The 13,620-nt window shown below is 70.6% G+C and carries 14 protein-coding genes; 9 read left to right on the forward strand and 5 right to left on the reverse strand.

The features are described from left to right. Positions 1-66 precede the first annotated feature (66 nt). Positions 67-837 (forward strand): class I SAM-dependent methyltransferase, encoded by a 771-nt coding sequence (locus OG254_RS32645; protein WP_405588881.1) that lies wholly within the window; start codon positions 67-69, stop codon positions 835-837. A 152-nt stretch (positions 838-989) separates the two neighbouring features. Here OG254_RS32645 and OG254_RS32650 read toward each other — a convergent pair whose 3' ends face one another. From OG254_RS32650 to OG254_RS32660, 3 genes are read right to left on the reverse strand one after another with little or no spacing between them, the layout of a single operon-like run. Beyond that, positions 990-1,751, reverse strand: a complete 762-nt coding sequence (locus OG254_RS32650) for an amino acid ABC transporter ATP-binding protein (RefSeq protein WP_405588884.1) — start codon at positions 1,749-1,751, stop codon at positions 990-992. Further along, on the reverse strand, positions 1,748-2,692 hold the full coding sequence (locus OG254_RS32655) for an amino acid ABC transporter permease (protein WP_405588887.1): 945 nt from the start codon (positions 2,690-2,692) through the stop codon (positions 1,748-1,750). Before OG254_RS32655 ends, OG254_RS32650 begins: the two co-directional genes overlap by 4 nt. Positions 2,693-2,726: 34 nt before the next feature. Continuing rightward, positions 2,727-3,686: an ABC transporter substrate-binding protein gene (locus tag OG254_RS32660; protein WP_405588890.1), complete on the reverse strand. Its 960-nt coding sequence runs from the start codon at positions 3,684-3,686 to the stop codon at positions 2,727-2,729. A gap of 664 nt (positions 3,687-4,350) precedes the next feature. Between OG254_RS32660 and OG254_RS32665 the strand changes: the two genes are divergently transcribed. The 4 genes from OG254_RS32665 (at position 4,351) to OG254_RS32680 (ending at position 7,614) form a co-directional block, all read left to right on the forward strand. Continuing rightward, the gene (locus tag OG254_RS32665) at positions 4,351-5,574 is read left to right on the forward strand and encodes an NADP-dependent malic enzyme (protein WP_351192091.1); all 1,224 of its coding nucleotides are present in this window, start codon (positions 4,351-4,353) and stop codon (positions 5,572-5,574) included. A gap of 178 nt (positions 5,575-5,752) precedes the next feature. Continuing rightward, entirely contained in the window at positions 5,753-6,715 is a 963-nt protein-coding gene (locus OG254_RS32670) for a zinc-binding dehydrogenase (protein WP_405588893.1), read from the forward strand. Between the two features lie 126 nt (positions 6,716-6,841). Continuing rightward, positions 6,842-7,051, forward strand: coding sequence for a helix-turn-helix domain-containing protein (locus tag OG254_RS32675; RefSeq protein ID WP_030952466.1), 210 nt, complete (start codon positions 6,842-6,844; stop codon positions 7,049-7,051). Next, on the forward strand, positions 7,051-7,614 hold the full coding sequence (locus OG254_RS32680; RefSeq protein WP_405588896.1) for a Clp protease N-terminal domain-containing protein: 564 nt from the start codon (positions 7,051-7,053) through the stop codon (positions 7,612-7,614). Before OG254_RS32675 ends, OG254_RS32680 begins: the two co-directional genes overlap by 1 nt. A 157-nt stretch (positions 7,615-7,771) precedes the next feature. On the opposite strand, the gene OG254_RS32685 is transcribed toward OG254_RS32680, so the two are convergent. Together OG254_RS32685 and OG254_RS32690 are read right to left on the reverse strand one after the other, a co-directional pair. Then, the gene (locus OG254_RS32685) at positions 7,772-8,833 is read right to left on the reverse strand and encodes a helix-turn-helix transcriptional regulator (protein WP_405588899.1); all 1,062 of its coding nucleotides are present in this window, start codon (positions 8,831-8,833) and stop codon (positions 7,772-7,774) included. Between the two features lies 1 nt (position 8,834). Next, on the reverse strand, positions 8,835-9,845 hold the full coding sequence (locus OG254_RS32690; RefSeq protein ID WP_405588902.1) for a DUF4097 family beta strand repeat-containing protein: 1,011 nt from the start codon (positions 9,843-9,845) through the stop codon (positions 8,835-8,837). 234 nt (positions 9,846-10,079) lie between these two features. Between OG254_RS32690 and OG254_RS32695 the strand changes: the two genes are divergently transcribed. The 4 genes from OG254_RS32695 to OG254_RS32710 all read left to right on the forward strand — a co-directional run bounded on the left by OG254_RS32695 (position 10,080) and on the right by OG254_RS32710 (position 13,615). After that, the gene (locus tag OG254_RS32695; protein WP_405588905.1) at positions 10,080-10,922 is read left to right on the forward strand and encodes a hypothetical protein; all 843 of its coding nucleotides are present in this window, start codon (positions 10,080-10,082) and stop codon (positions 10,920-10,922) included. 105 nt (positions 10,923-11,027) lie between these two features. Further along, positions 11,028-11,207 carry a DUF6104 family protein gene (locus OG254_RS32700; RefSeq protein WP_351192079.1) on the forward strand — a complete coding sequence of 60 codons (180 nt, stop codon included), beginning with the start codon at positions 11,028-11,030 and terminating at the stop codon, positions 11,205-11,207. A gap of 97 nt (positions 11,208-11,304) precedes the next feature. Continuing rightward, positions 11,305-11,661, forward strand: coding sequence for a CU044_2847 family protein (locus tag OG254_RS32705; RefSeq protein ID WP_405588908.1), 357 nt, complete (start codon positions 11,305-11,307; stop codon positions 11,659-11,661). After that, the gene (locus tag OG254_RS32710) at positions 11,654-13,615 is read left to right on the forward strand and encodes a trypsin-like peptidase domain-containing protein (protein WP_405588911.1); all 1,962 of its coding nucleotides are present in this window, start codon (positions 11,654-11,656) and stop codon (positions 13,613-13,615) included. The genes OG254_RS32705 and OG254_RS32710 overlap by 8 nt, the downstream gene beginning before the upstream one ends. The last annotated feature ends 5 nt before the right edge of the window (positions 13,616-13,620 follow it).

Genomic DNA, 13,620 nt, shown 5'->3' on the forward strand with positions numbered 1-13,620 from the left:
GTGCGGTCGGGTAACAGCTGATCGTACTTCCAGGGTATTACGTAATGTGCGCAACGGAGGGGCTCGATGACGGATACGGACACCACCACCAGGGCCGCCGACTGGTCCGCCTGGCAGGAGAGCTGGGACCGGCAGCAGGAGTGGTACATGCCCGACCGCGAGGAACGCTTCCGGATCATGCTCGACATGGTCGAGGCGCTCGTCGGGCCCGCCCCGCGCGTGCTCGATCTCGCGTGCGGCACGGGAAGTATCACGGCCCGGATGCTTGCCCGGTTCCCCGACGCCGCCAGCACCGGAGTCGACCTCGACCCGGCGCTCCTCGCGATCGCCGAGGGCACCTTCGCGGGCGACGCGCGGGTCTCGTTCGTACCCGCCGACCTCAAGGACCCCGACTGGCAGGCGAAGCTGCCGTACGACTCCTACGACGCCGTCCTGACCGCCACGACCCTGCACTGGCTGCACCGTGAACCCCTCGCGGCCCTCTACGGTCAGGTCGCGGAGCTCGTCCGCGACGGCGGTGTCTTCATGAACGCGGACCACATGATCGACGAGTCGACGCCCCGGATCAACGCCGCCGAGCGCGCGCAGCGCCACGCCCGCATGGATCAGGCCAAGGCGCGGGGCGCCCTCGACTGGGCCGAGTGGTGGCGGCTGGCCGGTGAGGATCCGGTGCTGGCCGGCCCGACGGCCCGCCGCTTCGAGATCTACGGCGAGCACGCCGACGGCGACATGCCGTCCGCCGAGTGGCACGCGCGCGTGCTGCGCGAAAAGGGCTTCGGGGAGGCGCGGCCGGTGTGGTGCTCGCCGTCGGACACGCTGATGCTCGCGGTGAAGTAGGCGGGCGGGGCGCTGTCCTCGGCCGACGGCGCGGAGGCGGTACGAGAAATTCGTACCGCCTTCACTGCGTCCTGAAAGGTTGTTGCCGCAGGGCGAGCACATGGCGAAGGGGCGGTACGAGATCCTCGTACCGCCCCTTTACCGTCGCGCTGTCAGAGCACCTTGGACAGGAACGCCTGCGTCCGCTCGTGCTGCGGGTTGGTCAGGACCTCGCGCGGGTCGCCCGACTCCACGACCACGCCGTCGTCCATGAAGACCAGGCTGTCGCCGACCTCACGGGCGAAGCCCATCTCGTGGGTGACGACGATCATCGTCATGCCGGACTCGGCCAGGTCGCGCATGACGTCGAGGACGTCGCCGACCAGCTCCGGGTCGAGAGCCGAGGTCGGCTCGTCGAAGAGCATCAGCTTCGGGTCCATCGCAAGGGCACGGGCGATGGCGACGCGCTGCTGCTGGCCGCCGGAGAGCTGCGAGGGGTAGCTCTTGGCCTTGTCGGCCAGGCCGACACGCTCCAGCAGCTCGCCCGCGCGCTCCCGCGCCTGCGTCCTGCTGACGCCCTTGACCTGGACCGGCGCCTCGATGATGTTGTCCAGCGCCGTCATGTGCGGGAACAGGTTGAACCGCTGGAACACCATGCCGATGTCCCGGCGCTTCAGCGCGACCTCGCTGTCCTTGAGCTCGTACAGCTTGTCGCCCTTCTGGCGGTAGCCGACCAGCTCGCCGTCGACGGACAGTCGGCCGGCGTTGATCTTCTCGAGGTGGTTGATGCACCTCAGGAAGGTCGACTTGCCGGAGCCGGAGGGGCCGATGAGGCAGAAGACCTCGCCGGACTTCACCTCCAGGTTGATGCCCTTGAGCACCTCCACGAGCCCGAAGGACTTGTGGACGCCTTCGGCCTTCACCATGGCGGTCATGCGGCACCTCCCGTCGACGACGAACGGTTCGACAGGGACAGCAGGTTCGCCCTGATCTTCTGGAACGGAGTCGCCGGCACACTGCGGCTGGAGCCTCGGGCGTAGTACCGCTCGAGGTAGTACTGGCCGACGCTGAAGATCGAGGTCAGCAGCAGGTACCAGGCCGCGGCGAGGAACAGCATCTCGGCGGGGGCGCCGGACGTCTGGCCGATGTCCTGGGCGACGCGGAGCAGTTCGGAGTACTGGACGACCGACACCAGCGAGGTCGTCTTCAGCATGTTGATGACCTCGTTGCCCGTCGGCGGCACGATCACGCGCATCGCCTGCGGGATGACGATCCGGCGCAGCGTCTTGGCATGACTCATGCCCAGCGCGTGGCTCGCCTCGGTCTGGCCCTCGTCGACCGAGAGCAGACCCGCGCGGCAGATCTCCGCCATGTACGCGGCCTCGTTGAGACCGAGGCCGAGCAGCGCGGTCAGGAGAGGGGTCATGAACTGCGACCACTCGTCCTTGTAGAACGGCCCGAGGTTGATGTACTCGAAGACCAGGCCCAGGTTGAACCAGACGATGAGCTGGACCAGGACCGGGGTGCCGCGGAAGAACCAGATGTAGAACCAGGCGATGGACGACGTCACCGGGTTCTTCGACAGGCGCATGACCGACAGCACGATGCCGCCGACGATGCCGATCGCCATGGAGAGGACGGTCAGCAGGAGCGTCTTGCCCACGCCTTCGAGGACGCGGTCGTCGAAGAAGTAGTCCGGAATCGTGCCCCAGTTGATCTTGCCCTGGGAGAACGCGTAGATGACCGCGACGAGCAGCGCGATCGCGATGACGGCGGAGACGTACCGTCCGTAGTGACGGACCGGGATGGCCTTGATCGCCTCCGGGCCGGCCGGCGGGGTGTCCGCCGGCCCGTCCGTCTTTTTGATGTCAGTCACGGGTGTTGCCTTTCAGTGTCCGCAGACCGCGCGGTCACTTGCCGCCGTTGACGATGGCTTCCTTGACGGCGCCGTCGGCGACGCCCCACTTCTGGATGATCTTGTCGTACTCGCCGTTCGCGATGATCGCGTCCAGCGCGGCCTTCAGGGCGTCCCGCAGCTGGGTCTGGTCCTTGGCGACCGCGATGCCGTACGGAGCGGCCTCGACCTGCTCGCCGACCAGCTGGAAGTCGTTGCCGCCGCCGGAGGTCTTCACCGCGTACGCGGCCACCGGGAAGTCGGAGGAGCCGGCGTCGGCGCCGCCCGCGCGCAGGCGGGTCTGGGCCTGCTGGTCGTTGTCGAACGCCTCGATGGAGATCGTCTTGCCGCCCGTGCACTTCTTCGCCTCGGACTTGGCGAGGTCCTCCGAGACCGTGCCGCGCTGCACGACGATCTTCTTGCCGCACAGGTCGGACCAGGTCTTGATGTCGGTGTTCTTGCCCTTCTGGGTGTAGATCGAGACACCGGCCGTGAAGTAGTCGACGAAGTCGACGCCCTCACCGACCTTCTTGCCGGTCTCGGAATCGATGCCCTCCTGGCGGTCCTTGGTGTCGGTCATGGCGGACATGGCCATGTCGTACCGGTTGGATCGCAGACCCGTGATCAGGGTGTCGAAGGTGCCGTTCTCGAACTCGAACGTCACACCGAGCTGCTTGCCCATGGCGGCTGCGATGTCCGGATCGATGCCGACCGTCTTGCCGGAGCTGTCCTTGAACTCGACCGGCGCGTACGCGATGTCGGAGCCGACCTTGATGACGCCGGCGTCACGGATCTCCTTGGGCAGCTGGTCGGCCAGCGGGGCCGCGACCGTCGGCGTGGAATCGCCGTCCGAGCCACCGCTGTCGGTCTGGTCACCGCAGCCGGTGAGAATCAGGGCGCCTGCGACCGCGATCGAGGCGACCGCGGCCAACCGGGAGCGCGTGGCGGTCGTACGACGGGTGGTGCTTGCGGTCATGGTGGGTTCCTCCGGCGGATGGGTGGAGTTGCCGATGGGGCAGGCGCCCGCCGATAGGTCGGCAGAAGCCTTGGTTTCCTAGGTCGACGAGAACACACGCCTTCGAGTGTCGCGACCTCGTGCGATTACGGCATCTTGCCATTCGGACTGAGGCATTCAGGGCGCTCGTCATGTCAAAATCGGATAACGGGTTACCCCCGAACCGCCGCAGGTCGGTACATCCTGACCGCACCTTCTGCGGGAATCTGTCCTTCCGGCCGAAAGATCTTCGGTGCGTCCCGGGATGCGGACCGGCCGTGCGTGGGTTTTGTGGCCGCCAGGTGTTCTTTGCGGTTTCTCGTGTCGATTGTCCACTTATTTGGTCACGAATCACACCGGTATCGCCGTCAGGTCGTGTCTGATTCGTGTCCCCGGGCGCGGGCGTTTCCATTCCCGTCATGTGATCTTGCACGTATTGGACTCGTCGTCGGTACGGTCCGTCCGGTAAGAAGGTTCTTTAACCCCTCATCCGGGGCTCAGGGCGCGTGTGCGGCGCGCCCGTCGCGTATGGGTCCGTACGTCGTACGTCGTACGTATCAACGAGCAGGGCCATGCGCGGTCCCGCCCACTTCTCACCAGAAGTGGTCCCACCCTCAAACCATGAACACCTAAGGGGTCAGACAAAGTGGCAGCGGAGATTGTCAATCCTCGCAGCGGGAGCAATACCGATCAGGACGGCGGGGTCGAGCCCCTCGATTCCTTCGATCCGGCGTTCGCGCTGCACCGCGGGGGCAAGATGGCCGTGCAGGCCACGGTGCCGATCCGCGACAAGGACGACCTGTCCCTGGCGTACACGCCCGGCGTCGCGCGGGTGTGCACCGCCATCGCCGAGCAGCCCGATCTCGTCCACGACTACACGTGGAAGTCGTCCGTCGTGGCCGTGGTCACCGACGGCACCGCGGTGCTCGGGCTCGGTGACATCGGTCCGGAAGCCTCCCTCCCCGTGATGGAGGGCAAGGCGATTCTGTTCAAGCAGTTCGGCGGCGTGGACGCGGTCCCGATCGCGCTCGACTGCACGGACGTCGACGAGATCGTCGAGACGGTGGTGCGCCTCGCCCCGTCCTTCGGTGGCGTCAACCTGGAGGACATCTCGGCACCCCGGTGCTTCGAGATCGAGCGCAAGCTCCAGGAGCGCGTCGACATCCCGGTCTTCCATGACGACCAGCACGGCACCGCGGTCGTGACGCTGGCCGCCCTGCGCAACGCCGCGCGGCTGAGCGGGCGCGCGATCGGCGAGCTGCGGGCTGTCATCTCGGGCGCCGGCGCCGCCGGTGTCGCCATCGCCAAGATGCTGGTCGAGGCCGGCATCGGCGACGTGGCCGTCGCGGACCGCAAGGGCGTCGTCTCGGCCGACCGCGAGGACCTGACGCCGGTCAAGCAGGAGCTCGCCTCCTTCACCAACAAGGCCGGCATCACCGGGCCGCTGGAGGCCGCCCTGGAGGGCGCCGACGTCTTCATCGGCGTCTCCGGCGGTACGGTCGCGGAGGAGGCCGTCGCCTCGATGGCCAAGGGCGCGTTCGTGTTCGCCATGGCCAACCCGAACCCCGAGGTGCACCCCGACGTCGCGCACAAGTACGCGGCCGTCGTGGCCACCGGGCGGTCCGACTTCCCGAACCAGATCAACAACGTGCTGGCGTTCCCGGGCATCTTCGCGGGCGCGCTCCAGGTGCGGGCGTCCCGGATCACCGAGGGCATGAAGATCGCGGCGGCCGAAGCGCTGGCGGGGGTCGTCGGCGACGACCTCGCCGCGGACTACGTGATCCCGTCGCCGTTCGACGAGCGGGTCGCCCCGGCCGTGACCGCGGCCGTCGCGGCGGCGGCTCGGGCGGAGGGCGTGGCCCGGCGCTGACCGGTGCTTCGGTCGACAGGCTCTGATCGGCCCCGCCCACTCGGCGGGGCCGATTCTTTTGTCCGCCGATCTTTTGTCCGCCGAACCGCCCGTTCGGGTGAGCACTCCTTGGCAAGAGGGCGTGTGTCACAGCCCCCTCCCGTTCCGTCGGCTGCAAACGCCACCTATCGTCGACGCCATGTTCGCCGTCTACGCCGCCCGAATCGACCGCGACCAGCCGCTGAGCGGCCTCGAGTTGGGGGAGCGTCCCGCCCCCGAGGCCGGGCCCGGCTGGAGCACCGTCGACGTCAAGGCCGCTTCCCTCAACCACCATGACCTCTGGTCGCTTCGGGGCGTCGGCCTCCCGGAGGGCCGGCTGCCGATGATCCTCGGCTGCGACGCCGCCGGCGTCGACGAGGACGGCAACGAGGTCGTCCTGCACTCCGTGATCGGACAGAGCGGTCACGGTGTGGGTCCCAAGGAACCCCGGTCCATCCTGACCGAGCGCTATCAGGGCACGTTCGCCGAGCAGGTCGCCGTGCCGACGTGGAACATCCTGCCCAAGCCCAAGGAGCTCTCCTTCGCGGAGGCCGCCTGTCTGCCGACCGCCTGGCTGACGGCGTACCGGATGCTGTTCACCAACGCGGGGGTGCGGCCCGGGGACTCCGTCCTGGTGCAGGGCGCCGGGGGCGGGGTGGCCACCGCCGCCATCGTGCTCGGAAAGGCCGCGGGACTGCGGGTCTTCGCCACCAGCCGCGACGAGGCCAAGCGCAAGCGGGCCCTGGAACTGGGTGCGGTCGAGGCCGTGGAGTCGGGGGCCCGGCTGCCTCAGCGGGTCGACGCCGTGATCGAGACGGTCGGTGCCGCCACGTGGTCGCACTCCGTCAAGTCGCTGAAGCCGGGGGGCACTCTGGTCATCTCCGGTGCCACCAGCGGTGACCGGCCCTCGCACGCCGAGCTGACGCGGATCTTCTTCCTGGAGCTGAAGATCGTCGGGTCCACCATGGGGACCAAGGACGAGCTGGAGGATCTGCTCGCCTTCTGTGCCGCCACCGGTGTGCGGCCCGTGATCGACGAGGTGCTCCCCATGGACCGGGCCCGGGAGGGCTTCGAGCGGATGGAGTCGGGGGAGCAGTTCGGGAAGATCGTGCTCACCAACTGACGGTTCTCGCCACTGCGCTTGCGGCGCTTGCGGCGCTTGCGGCGGGTTCGGGGTTCGCCCCGAGCCCGCCGTTTTGTTTGTCAACTGAGGTTGACGCGAGTAGGTGCGTCAACCTATGTTGACATCATGACCGAAGCAACAGATCTCGCCGAGCGGGCGGGAGATCGCGATCCGCGGATCGGGCTGCGGGCCGTCGCGGCACTGCGGCGGCTGCTTGAGCAGTTGGAGGCGGTCCAGGTGCGCAGTGCGCGCAACCAGGGGTGGTCCTGGCAGGAGATCGCCGCGGAACTCGGGGTCAGCAGGCAGGCCGTGCACAAGAAGTACGGGAGGCGTTGATGTTCGAGCGGTTCACGAAGGATGCCCGTGCCGTGGTGACGGGTGCGGTGGAGCAGGCCGAGCGGGGTGGGGCGTCGGCCGTCGACGCCGAGCACATGCTGCTCGCCCTGCTCGACCGGGAGGGAAGCCGGGCCTCGTTCGCGCTCGCCGCGCTCGGGGACGGGCAGTGGCTGGAGTCCGTACGGCAGGCGCTCGGCGAGGCTCGGCGGCGGGGAGGGGTCTCGCAGTCCGAGGCCGAGGCGCTCGCCGGGCTGGGGATCGACGTCGCGGAGATCGTCGCCCGGGTGGAGGAAGTGCACGGGGTCGGGGCGATGTCCGGGGACCGGGAGGGCAAGGGGTCACGGTCGAGGCACCGGCCCTTCAGCAGGGGCGCCAAGGACGTGCTCGTACGGGCGCTGCGGGTGGCCAGTGCCCGTCGGGACCGGCACATCGGGGACGAGCACATCCTGCTGGCCCTGACCAGCCGCCCCGGCGTGCCCGCCGAGGTTCTCGCCGACCACGGGGTGACCTACGAGGCGGTCACCCGGGTGCTGTACGGCGAGGGAGAGGCGAAGGCGGGCTGAGCCGCGGTGCGGTGCGGCGGCGCCGGGCAGTGCGGTGTGCCGGCGCCGGGCGTTGTGGTTCGGCTCCGGCTCCGGCGCCGGCTCCGGCTGCGGCCCCGGCTCCGGCTGCCCTGGGCGGTTGCGGTCATCGCTCGGCCGGGCCGCCCAGGGTGTGGCGTCAGGGCTTCGGGGTGCGCAGTAGCGCTCCGATGTGGGCCGCCGCCGTCGACAAGTGGCGGCGGGCGTCCTTGAGTTGGTCCGGCGTCACGCCGTGGTCGCGTGCCGCGTCACGGATGTCGTCGCGGAAGCGGTCGAGCAGACGGTCCAGGTCGCGGGCCGGGTCGCCGCCGGGCGGCTCATGGGCCCACGTCGGCTCGTAGTCGGCGGGGAAGTCCTCGGGGGTCTCGGAGTACTCGGGCCGGCGCTCCGCCGACTTGGGGGCGCTTGATGCGCCGCCCTGGCGGCCGAAGCCGAACTCCTTGCCGAACTCCCTGCCGTAGTCCTTGCCGAAGTCGCCGAACTCCTTGGCCAGTTCCGTCAGGCCCTCCCGTACGCCCGTCGGCCAGTCGCCGCGTGCGAAGTGGTCCTGTACGTGTTCCTGGACCCGGCGGGCGATGCGCTGGACCTCCTCCTGGGCCTGGGCCCGGGCGTGGTCCTGAGCCTCCTTGGCCTGGCGCCGGGCCCGCTGCGCCTCCTCGCGGGCACGCCGGCTCTCGTCCTTGGCGCGGCGGGCCTGCTCCTTCCACTCCTGCTTGGCCCGGCGCATCTCCTCCTTGGCGGCGCGCCATGCCTCCTTGTCGGTGTAGTCGGAGAGGTCGCCGAAGGGCGTCTCCGCCTTGGCGCCGGTCCCCTTGCGGGCCTCGGAGGCCGCCGCCCGCATCTCGCGCCGCAGATCGCCCGCCGCGCCGCGCACATCGGCCCGGATCTCGGCGGCGAGCTCGGCGACCGACTCCCTGATCTCCAGCTCCAGGTCGGCCAACTCGCCGCTGCGGTCGGCCAGTTCGGCGCGGCCCGCGTCCGTGATGGCGTACACCTTGCGGCCGCCCTCGGTGGTGTGGGTGACCAGGCCCTCGGCCTCCAGCTTGGCCAGGCGGGGATAGACGGTGCCGGCCGACGGTGCGTACAGGCCCTGGAAGCGCTCCTCGAGGAGGCGGATCACCTCGTAGCCGTGGCGGGGGGCCTCGTCCAGCAGCTTCAGCAGGTAGAGGCGGAGACGGCCATGGGCGAAGACGGGAGGCATGTCAGAGCACCTTCTTGTCGGTCGTGCCGTCGGCCGGGGCGGGGGGTGGAGCGTCGGACTGGTCGTCGGTCGGGTGGTCGCCCTGGCCGGAGACGGAATTGTCCCCCGCGCTGTGCCGTGCGCCGTTCACCGGGTCGGCCGTCGAGTCCGCCGTGGCCTCCGGTGCCTCGGGCGTTTCCCATGCCTCCGCCTCCCACGGCTCCTCCTCCCGCGGCGGGCGGCGCAGCAGGGCGATCGAGCCGGAGACGGTCGTCGCCCGGAGCTTGCCGGTGCCGTTGCCGAGGCGGCCGGTGATCTTGTGGGCGCCCCACTGGCCGTGCACCCTCAGGCCCTCGAAGGCGTTGGAGATCGTGCCGCTCGCGGTGTTGGCCTCGACGTCCGCGTCCGCCGGGGCCGGCAGGCGGATCGCGATCTCACCGGAGACGCTGGTCAGCCGGACGTCCGTCGGACCCTCCGGGTCGAGGTCGACGATCATGGAGCCGCTGACCGAGTCGGCCTTCACGGCGGAGCCGGAGCCCTCGACGACCGTGAGGTCGCCGGAGACGGAGTTGAAGCGGAGGTCGCCGGTGACGGCCTGCGCCTCCAGGTTCCCCGAGACGGTGTCGGCGCGGACCGGGCCGGACAGGGCGACCAGGGTCGTGTCACCGGTGACGCCCTTGACCACCGACGGGCCCTGGATCCCGGAGACCACCGCCGCGGCGCCGACCACGCCCACCTCGACGCGGGTGTCGGCCGGCACCGCCAGGGAGACCACCGCGCTGCGGCGCCAGCCCTTGCGGTCGAGCCACTTGAGGAAGCCCTTCCAGGGCAGGTCCTCGTAGGCCACCGACAGGGTGCCGCCCTCCTGGGTCACCACCAGGGGTGGGCCCTCGATCTGGGAGACCTCCAGGCGGGCGGAACCTTCGTCCGTCCCCACGACGTTCACCGTTCCGTTGACGATGCGTACGTGGAGCTCGCTCACCGGCTCGTCGAAAGTGAGCTTCCTGGGCTCTGCTACGGACCACTCGGACATGCTGCGGACCTCCTGGGCGACCGGACACGGCCGCACGGGCCGGATCGAACACGATGAAGACGATGAAGACGCCGAACGCGATGAGCACGATGAATACGCCGAACGCGGTGGACACGACACGCGCCATATCGCGTCCCCCGTGAAACACGATATATCGCGGACGTCGAAAGTCAAGACACTCGTTCTGGTGATCACAAATCACGCGACGTGGACAAACCGGCCTAGCGTGTTGTCATGCCGACGGAACCCCGGACCGCCAGCAAGGCCCGCCCCGCGCCGGGCGCCCTGCTGCTCTGCCGCGCCGAGCCCGAGTCCGTCGCCCCCGTCGCCCGGCTGCTGCGCGAGGACATGCTGCTCGCCCCGGCCGGTGGGGAATGGAGCGTGCTCGTCCCCGAGGGCAGGCCCTGGCTGGACGGCGACGAGCCGGTCGACCGCGTCCTCACCGGCTGGGCCACCGCCCTCGCCGTCGGCGCGCCCTGGCCCGTCCTCGCCCTCTGGTGGGACGCCGACCGCGCCGGATACACCCTCGCCGCCGGCTTCCGCCGCCCCGTCGGCTACGTGTGGCTCACCAACGGCACCCCGGCCGGCGAGGACGAGGCCATGCGCACCTTCGCCGCCCGCCTCGGCCTCGATCCGGTTTTCGACATGCAGTCACTCGACGAGCTGACGCGCCCCGACCCCGTGGCCGACGCCCGGGCACGCATGCGTGGCCTGATCGCCGTCCTCACGCGCGCGGGCTTGGCTCTGCCCGACGGACTCACCCCCGGCGAGAGCGCCGACCACCTGCAGAGCGTCGCCCGCAGCGGGCCGCACATCCGCCTGACCGAGTTGTCGGGCTGGCGCGACACCTTCCGGGCGGAACTGGACGTCGTCGAGGGCCGCACACTCGCCGCCCTCTTCCCCGGCGCCGGCGGCACCCAGATCCGCGCCCTCGCCCTGGCCCAGATCACGCTCGGCCTGCCCCTGACGGCCTGGGGCCTACGACGCCGCAGCGGCGGCTGGACCGCGGCGGGCGCGCTGCTGCTGGGGCACGGGCTGCTGGGGCTGGCGTACGCCTGCACGCAGCCGCGTGACTGACGCCGAGGCCCGCGCGAGCCGGTACGGCATACCCTGAGGGGGAAGGCCCCAGGGGCTTGTCCCGGCCGTATCACGGCATGTCCCGTCCGTATCAGGAGCGAAGAGTTGTACTTCACCGACCGTGGCATCGAGGAACTGGCGAAGCGGCGCGGCGAGGAGGAGGTCACCTTCGAGTGGCTCGCCGAGCAGCTGCGGACGTTCGTCGATCTCAACCCGGACTTCGAGGTGCCGGTGGAGCGGCTGGCGACGTGGCTGGCACGGCTCGACGACGAGGAGGACGAGTAGTCCTGCAACCCACCTGGGTATTAGCCTCGTCGCAGTTCAAGTGGGCGCCGTCCATCGTCGGTCGACCGGACGGCACGGGCTCGGCGGGGGGAGCGGCATGACGCACATCCAGGATCTCGAACTGCCGGACGGCACGGTGATCACCGCCCGGATCGGAGCGGCCGACGCCTGGGACGACCAGGAGGACGTCGGCTTCACCGAGGCCGCCGCGGCAAAGGTCGAGCAGCTCCACGAGCTGATCAAGGGCGTCGGTGGCACCGTCCTGGAAGCCGCCCGGCAGGCCAAGCCGCACGAGGCCGCCATCACCTTCGGCGTGGAGCTGACCGCCAAGGAGGGCGTGGCGGTCGCCGTGCTCGCCCGGGGCGAGGCCAAGGCGTCCCTGCAGGTCACCCTCACCTGGCAGTTCGACCGCGGGACCGCGGGGGAGGCCGACGAGAGCACGGCGCATGAATGACCGAAACGAGCGCCTCTTCGCACTCGTCCGGGCCGCCACCGTCCATCTGCTCCCCACCGGAGGCAAAGACACTCCGCTCTGGGGCAGCGGCTTCTTCGTCGCGCCCGGCTGGGTCCTGACCGCCGCCCACGTACTGCGCCCGCATCTCGCGACGGACGACAAGGCCGTGTTCCGGGTGCGCGGCGAGGACGTGGACGCCGAGGCCCGGCTCGCGCGGTGGCTGATCACCGACCCGCGCCGCCCCAAGGTCCCGCTGGCCGAGGACCTGGCTCTGGTGCGGCTCACGGGCGAGCCCGACGACCACCCCCACGAGTGCGTGTGGCTCACCGACCGCGCCGCCCGCCACTCCGGCGCCCTCAAGGCCTGCGGCTACTTCCCCGGGCCGCCCGAGGCCCGCTTCCGCATGGTGGACGCCGAGATCAACGGCCATGAGGACACGTACGGGCTGATCATCAAGCCCGACATCGACTTTCCCAGCGGTATGTCGGGCGGTCCGCTGCTCGACCCCGAGACGGGAGCCGTCGTCGGGCTGATCAAGTCGCGGCGCAAGGAGCAGGACGGCGGCAAGGCGGTCGCGATCGCCGCACTGCGCCGTTTCGGGGCGACGTACCGCACGGTCATGGCGGCCCACGACCGCTGGCACGGGGAGGAGCCGATGTCGGAGAGCGGCGACAACTGGATCGACCTCCAGCACGGGCCGTCCGCCGAGCAGACCCCGGCGTGGACGCCCCGCGACCGCCGCCGGGCGCTGGATCTGCTGGCCGCGCTGCCGCCTCCGCCCGACGAGCCCACCGTCCGCCTCATCGCCAAGGAGGCCCGCAGCGGCAACCAGTGGGCCGGCGGCACCCCCGAGCTGCGGACCTGGCGCGACGGCCACGGCCTGCTCTACGAAGGCACCGCCCCGCTCGACCCGCTCACCTTCCTGCGCTACCTCCGGCTCGTCGAGGCCCACGCCGGCGCGCGCGACGCCGGCAGCCCGCTCCTCGCGGACTGGATCGGCCGGCGGCTGCGCCGCGACACCCGGCGCCCTCTGCACGCCCTGGTCCGGGACGTCGCCCTGCCCGACGAGCTCCGGCCGCTCCCGGGCGGCGACGGGCCGGAGCGGATCGTGATCTCCTACCCCGGCCCCGGCGAGGGCCCCGTGGTGGCCCTGCTGCTCGACCCCGTGATCGGCTCGCAGCCCGTCCGGTTCTTCTGGCAGATCTGGTACCACGACGGCGACGGCCTGCCCGAGGTCCACGAGACGGACGGCTCGATACACGGATGCCGGCCCGACGAACTCGTCCAGGCGCTGCGCGTCCCGCTGGGCGGACTGCTGGAGTCCAAGGACCGGGAAGGGCATCCCGTACCGCTCGAAGTCGCCCTGCCCACCGAGCACTTCGACACCGCCGTACACCGCTGGCGCTTCGAGGACATCGCGGCGCTGAACGACCCCGGACACCTGGGCGCGCGCCGTCGCCTGGTGCTGCGCGCCCTCGAGCGCCGGGGAGATCCGGACAATGTCTGGCTCGACCGCTGGCAGCACATGACGGGCGAGCGGCGCTTCCAGGGCTGGCGCATGCCGCCGCCGGGCGCCGTGGACGCCGTCGGCTACCGCGACGCCGAGCGCGACCGCATCCCCGTGATGTGCCGCCCGGCCGGACAGGGCCCCGGGCGGGTCGCCATGAAACGCGCGCTGGGCGGCGGTCACGCCGTCGCGCTGTGGCACATCGGCCCGCACCCGGAGCGCGGCGCCTGCCCGCCCGAGTGCGACACGCTCCACGCGCGCGTGGAGAAGTTCCTGGAGACCCTCGGCTCGCTGTCCGAACTCCCCGACCGGCTGCGGCACGTACGGCAGGACATCAGCGAACAGCGCGCCGACAGCGCCTGGGCCGAACCCCTCGCCCTGCTGTACGACGACCCTCGCCGGCCCCTGCCCGGCGAGGAGACCGATCCGGTGGACGCACCGCTGTGACGCCG

This window comes from Streptomyces sp. NBC_01092, assembly GCF_045039535.1.
Lineage (GTDB): Bacteria > Actinomycetota > Actinomycetes > Streptomycetales > Streptomycetaceae > Streptomyces.

Excerpts from the sequence above, each read along its gene's own strand:
- OG254_RS32650 (WP_405588884.1), bottom strand. The coding sequence starts at position 1,751 with ATGACCGCCATGGTGAAGGCCGAAGGCGTCCACAAGTCCTTCGGGCTC.
- OG254_RS32660 (WP_405588890.1), bottom strand. The coding sequence starts at position 3,686 with ATGACCGCAAGCACCACCCGTCGTACGACCGCCACGCGCTCCCGGTTG.
- OG254_RS32680 (WP_405588896.1), top strand. The coding sequence starts at position 7,051 with ATGTTCGAGCGGTTCACGAAGGATGCCCGTGCCGTGGTGACGGGTGCG.
- OG254_RS32705 (WP_405588908.1), top strand. The coding sequence starts at position 11,305 with ATGACGCACATCCAGGATCTCGAACTGCCGGACGGCACGGTGATCACC.
- OG254_RS32645 (WP_405588881.1), top strand. The coding sequence starts at position 67 with ATGACGGATACGGACACCACCACCAGGGCCGCCGACTGGTCCGCCTGG.
- OG254_RS32690 (WP_405588902.1), bottom strand. The coding sequence starts at position 9,845 with ATGTCCGAGTGGTCCGTAGCAGAGCCCAGGAAGCTCACTTTCGACGAG.
- OG254_RS32685 (WP_405588899.1), bottom strand. The coding sequence starts at position 8,833 with ATGCCTCCCGTCTTCGCCCATGGCCGTCTCCGCCTCTACCTGCTGAAG.
- OG254_RS32695 (WP_405588905.1), top strand. The coding sequence starts at position 10,080 with ATGCCGACGGAACCCCGGACCGCCAGCAAGGCCCGCCCCGCGCCGGGC.
- OG254_RS32670 (WP_405588893.1), top strand. The coding sequence starts at position 5,753 with ATGTTCGCCGTCTACGCCGCCCGAATCGACCGCGACCAGCCGCTGAGC.
- OG254_RS32675 (WP_030952466.1), top strand. The coding sequence starts at position 6,842 with ATGACCGAAGCAACAGATCTCGCCGAGCGGGCGGGAGATCGCGATCCG.
- OG254_RS32710 (WP_405588911.1), top strand. The coding sequence starts at position 11,654 with ATGAATGACCGAAACGAGCGCCTCTTCGCACTCGTCCGGGCCGCCACC.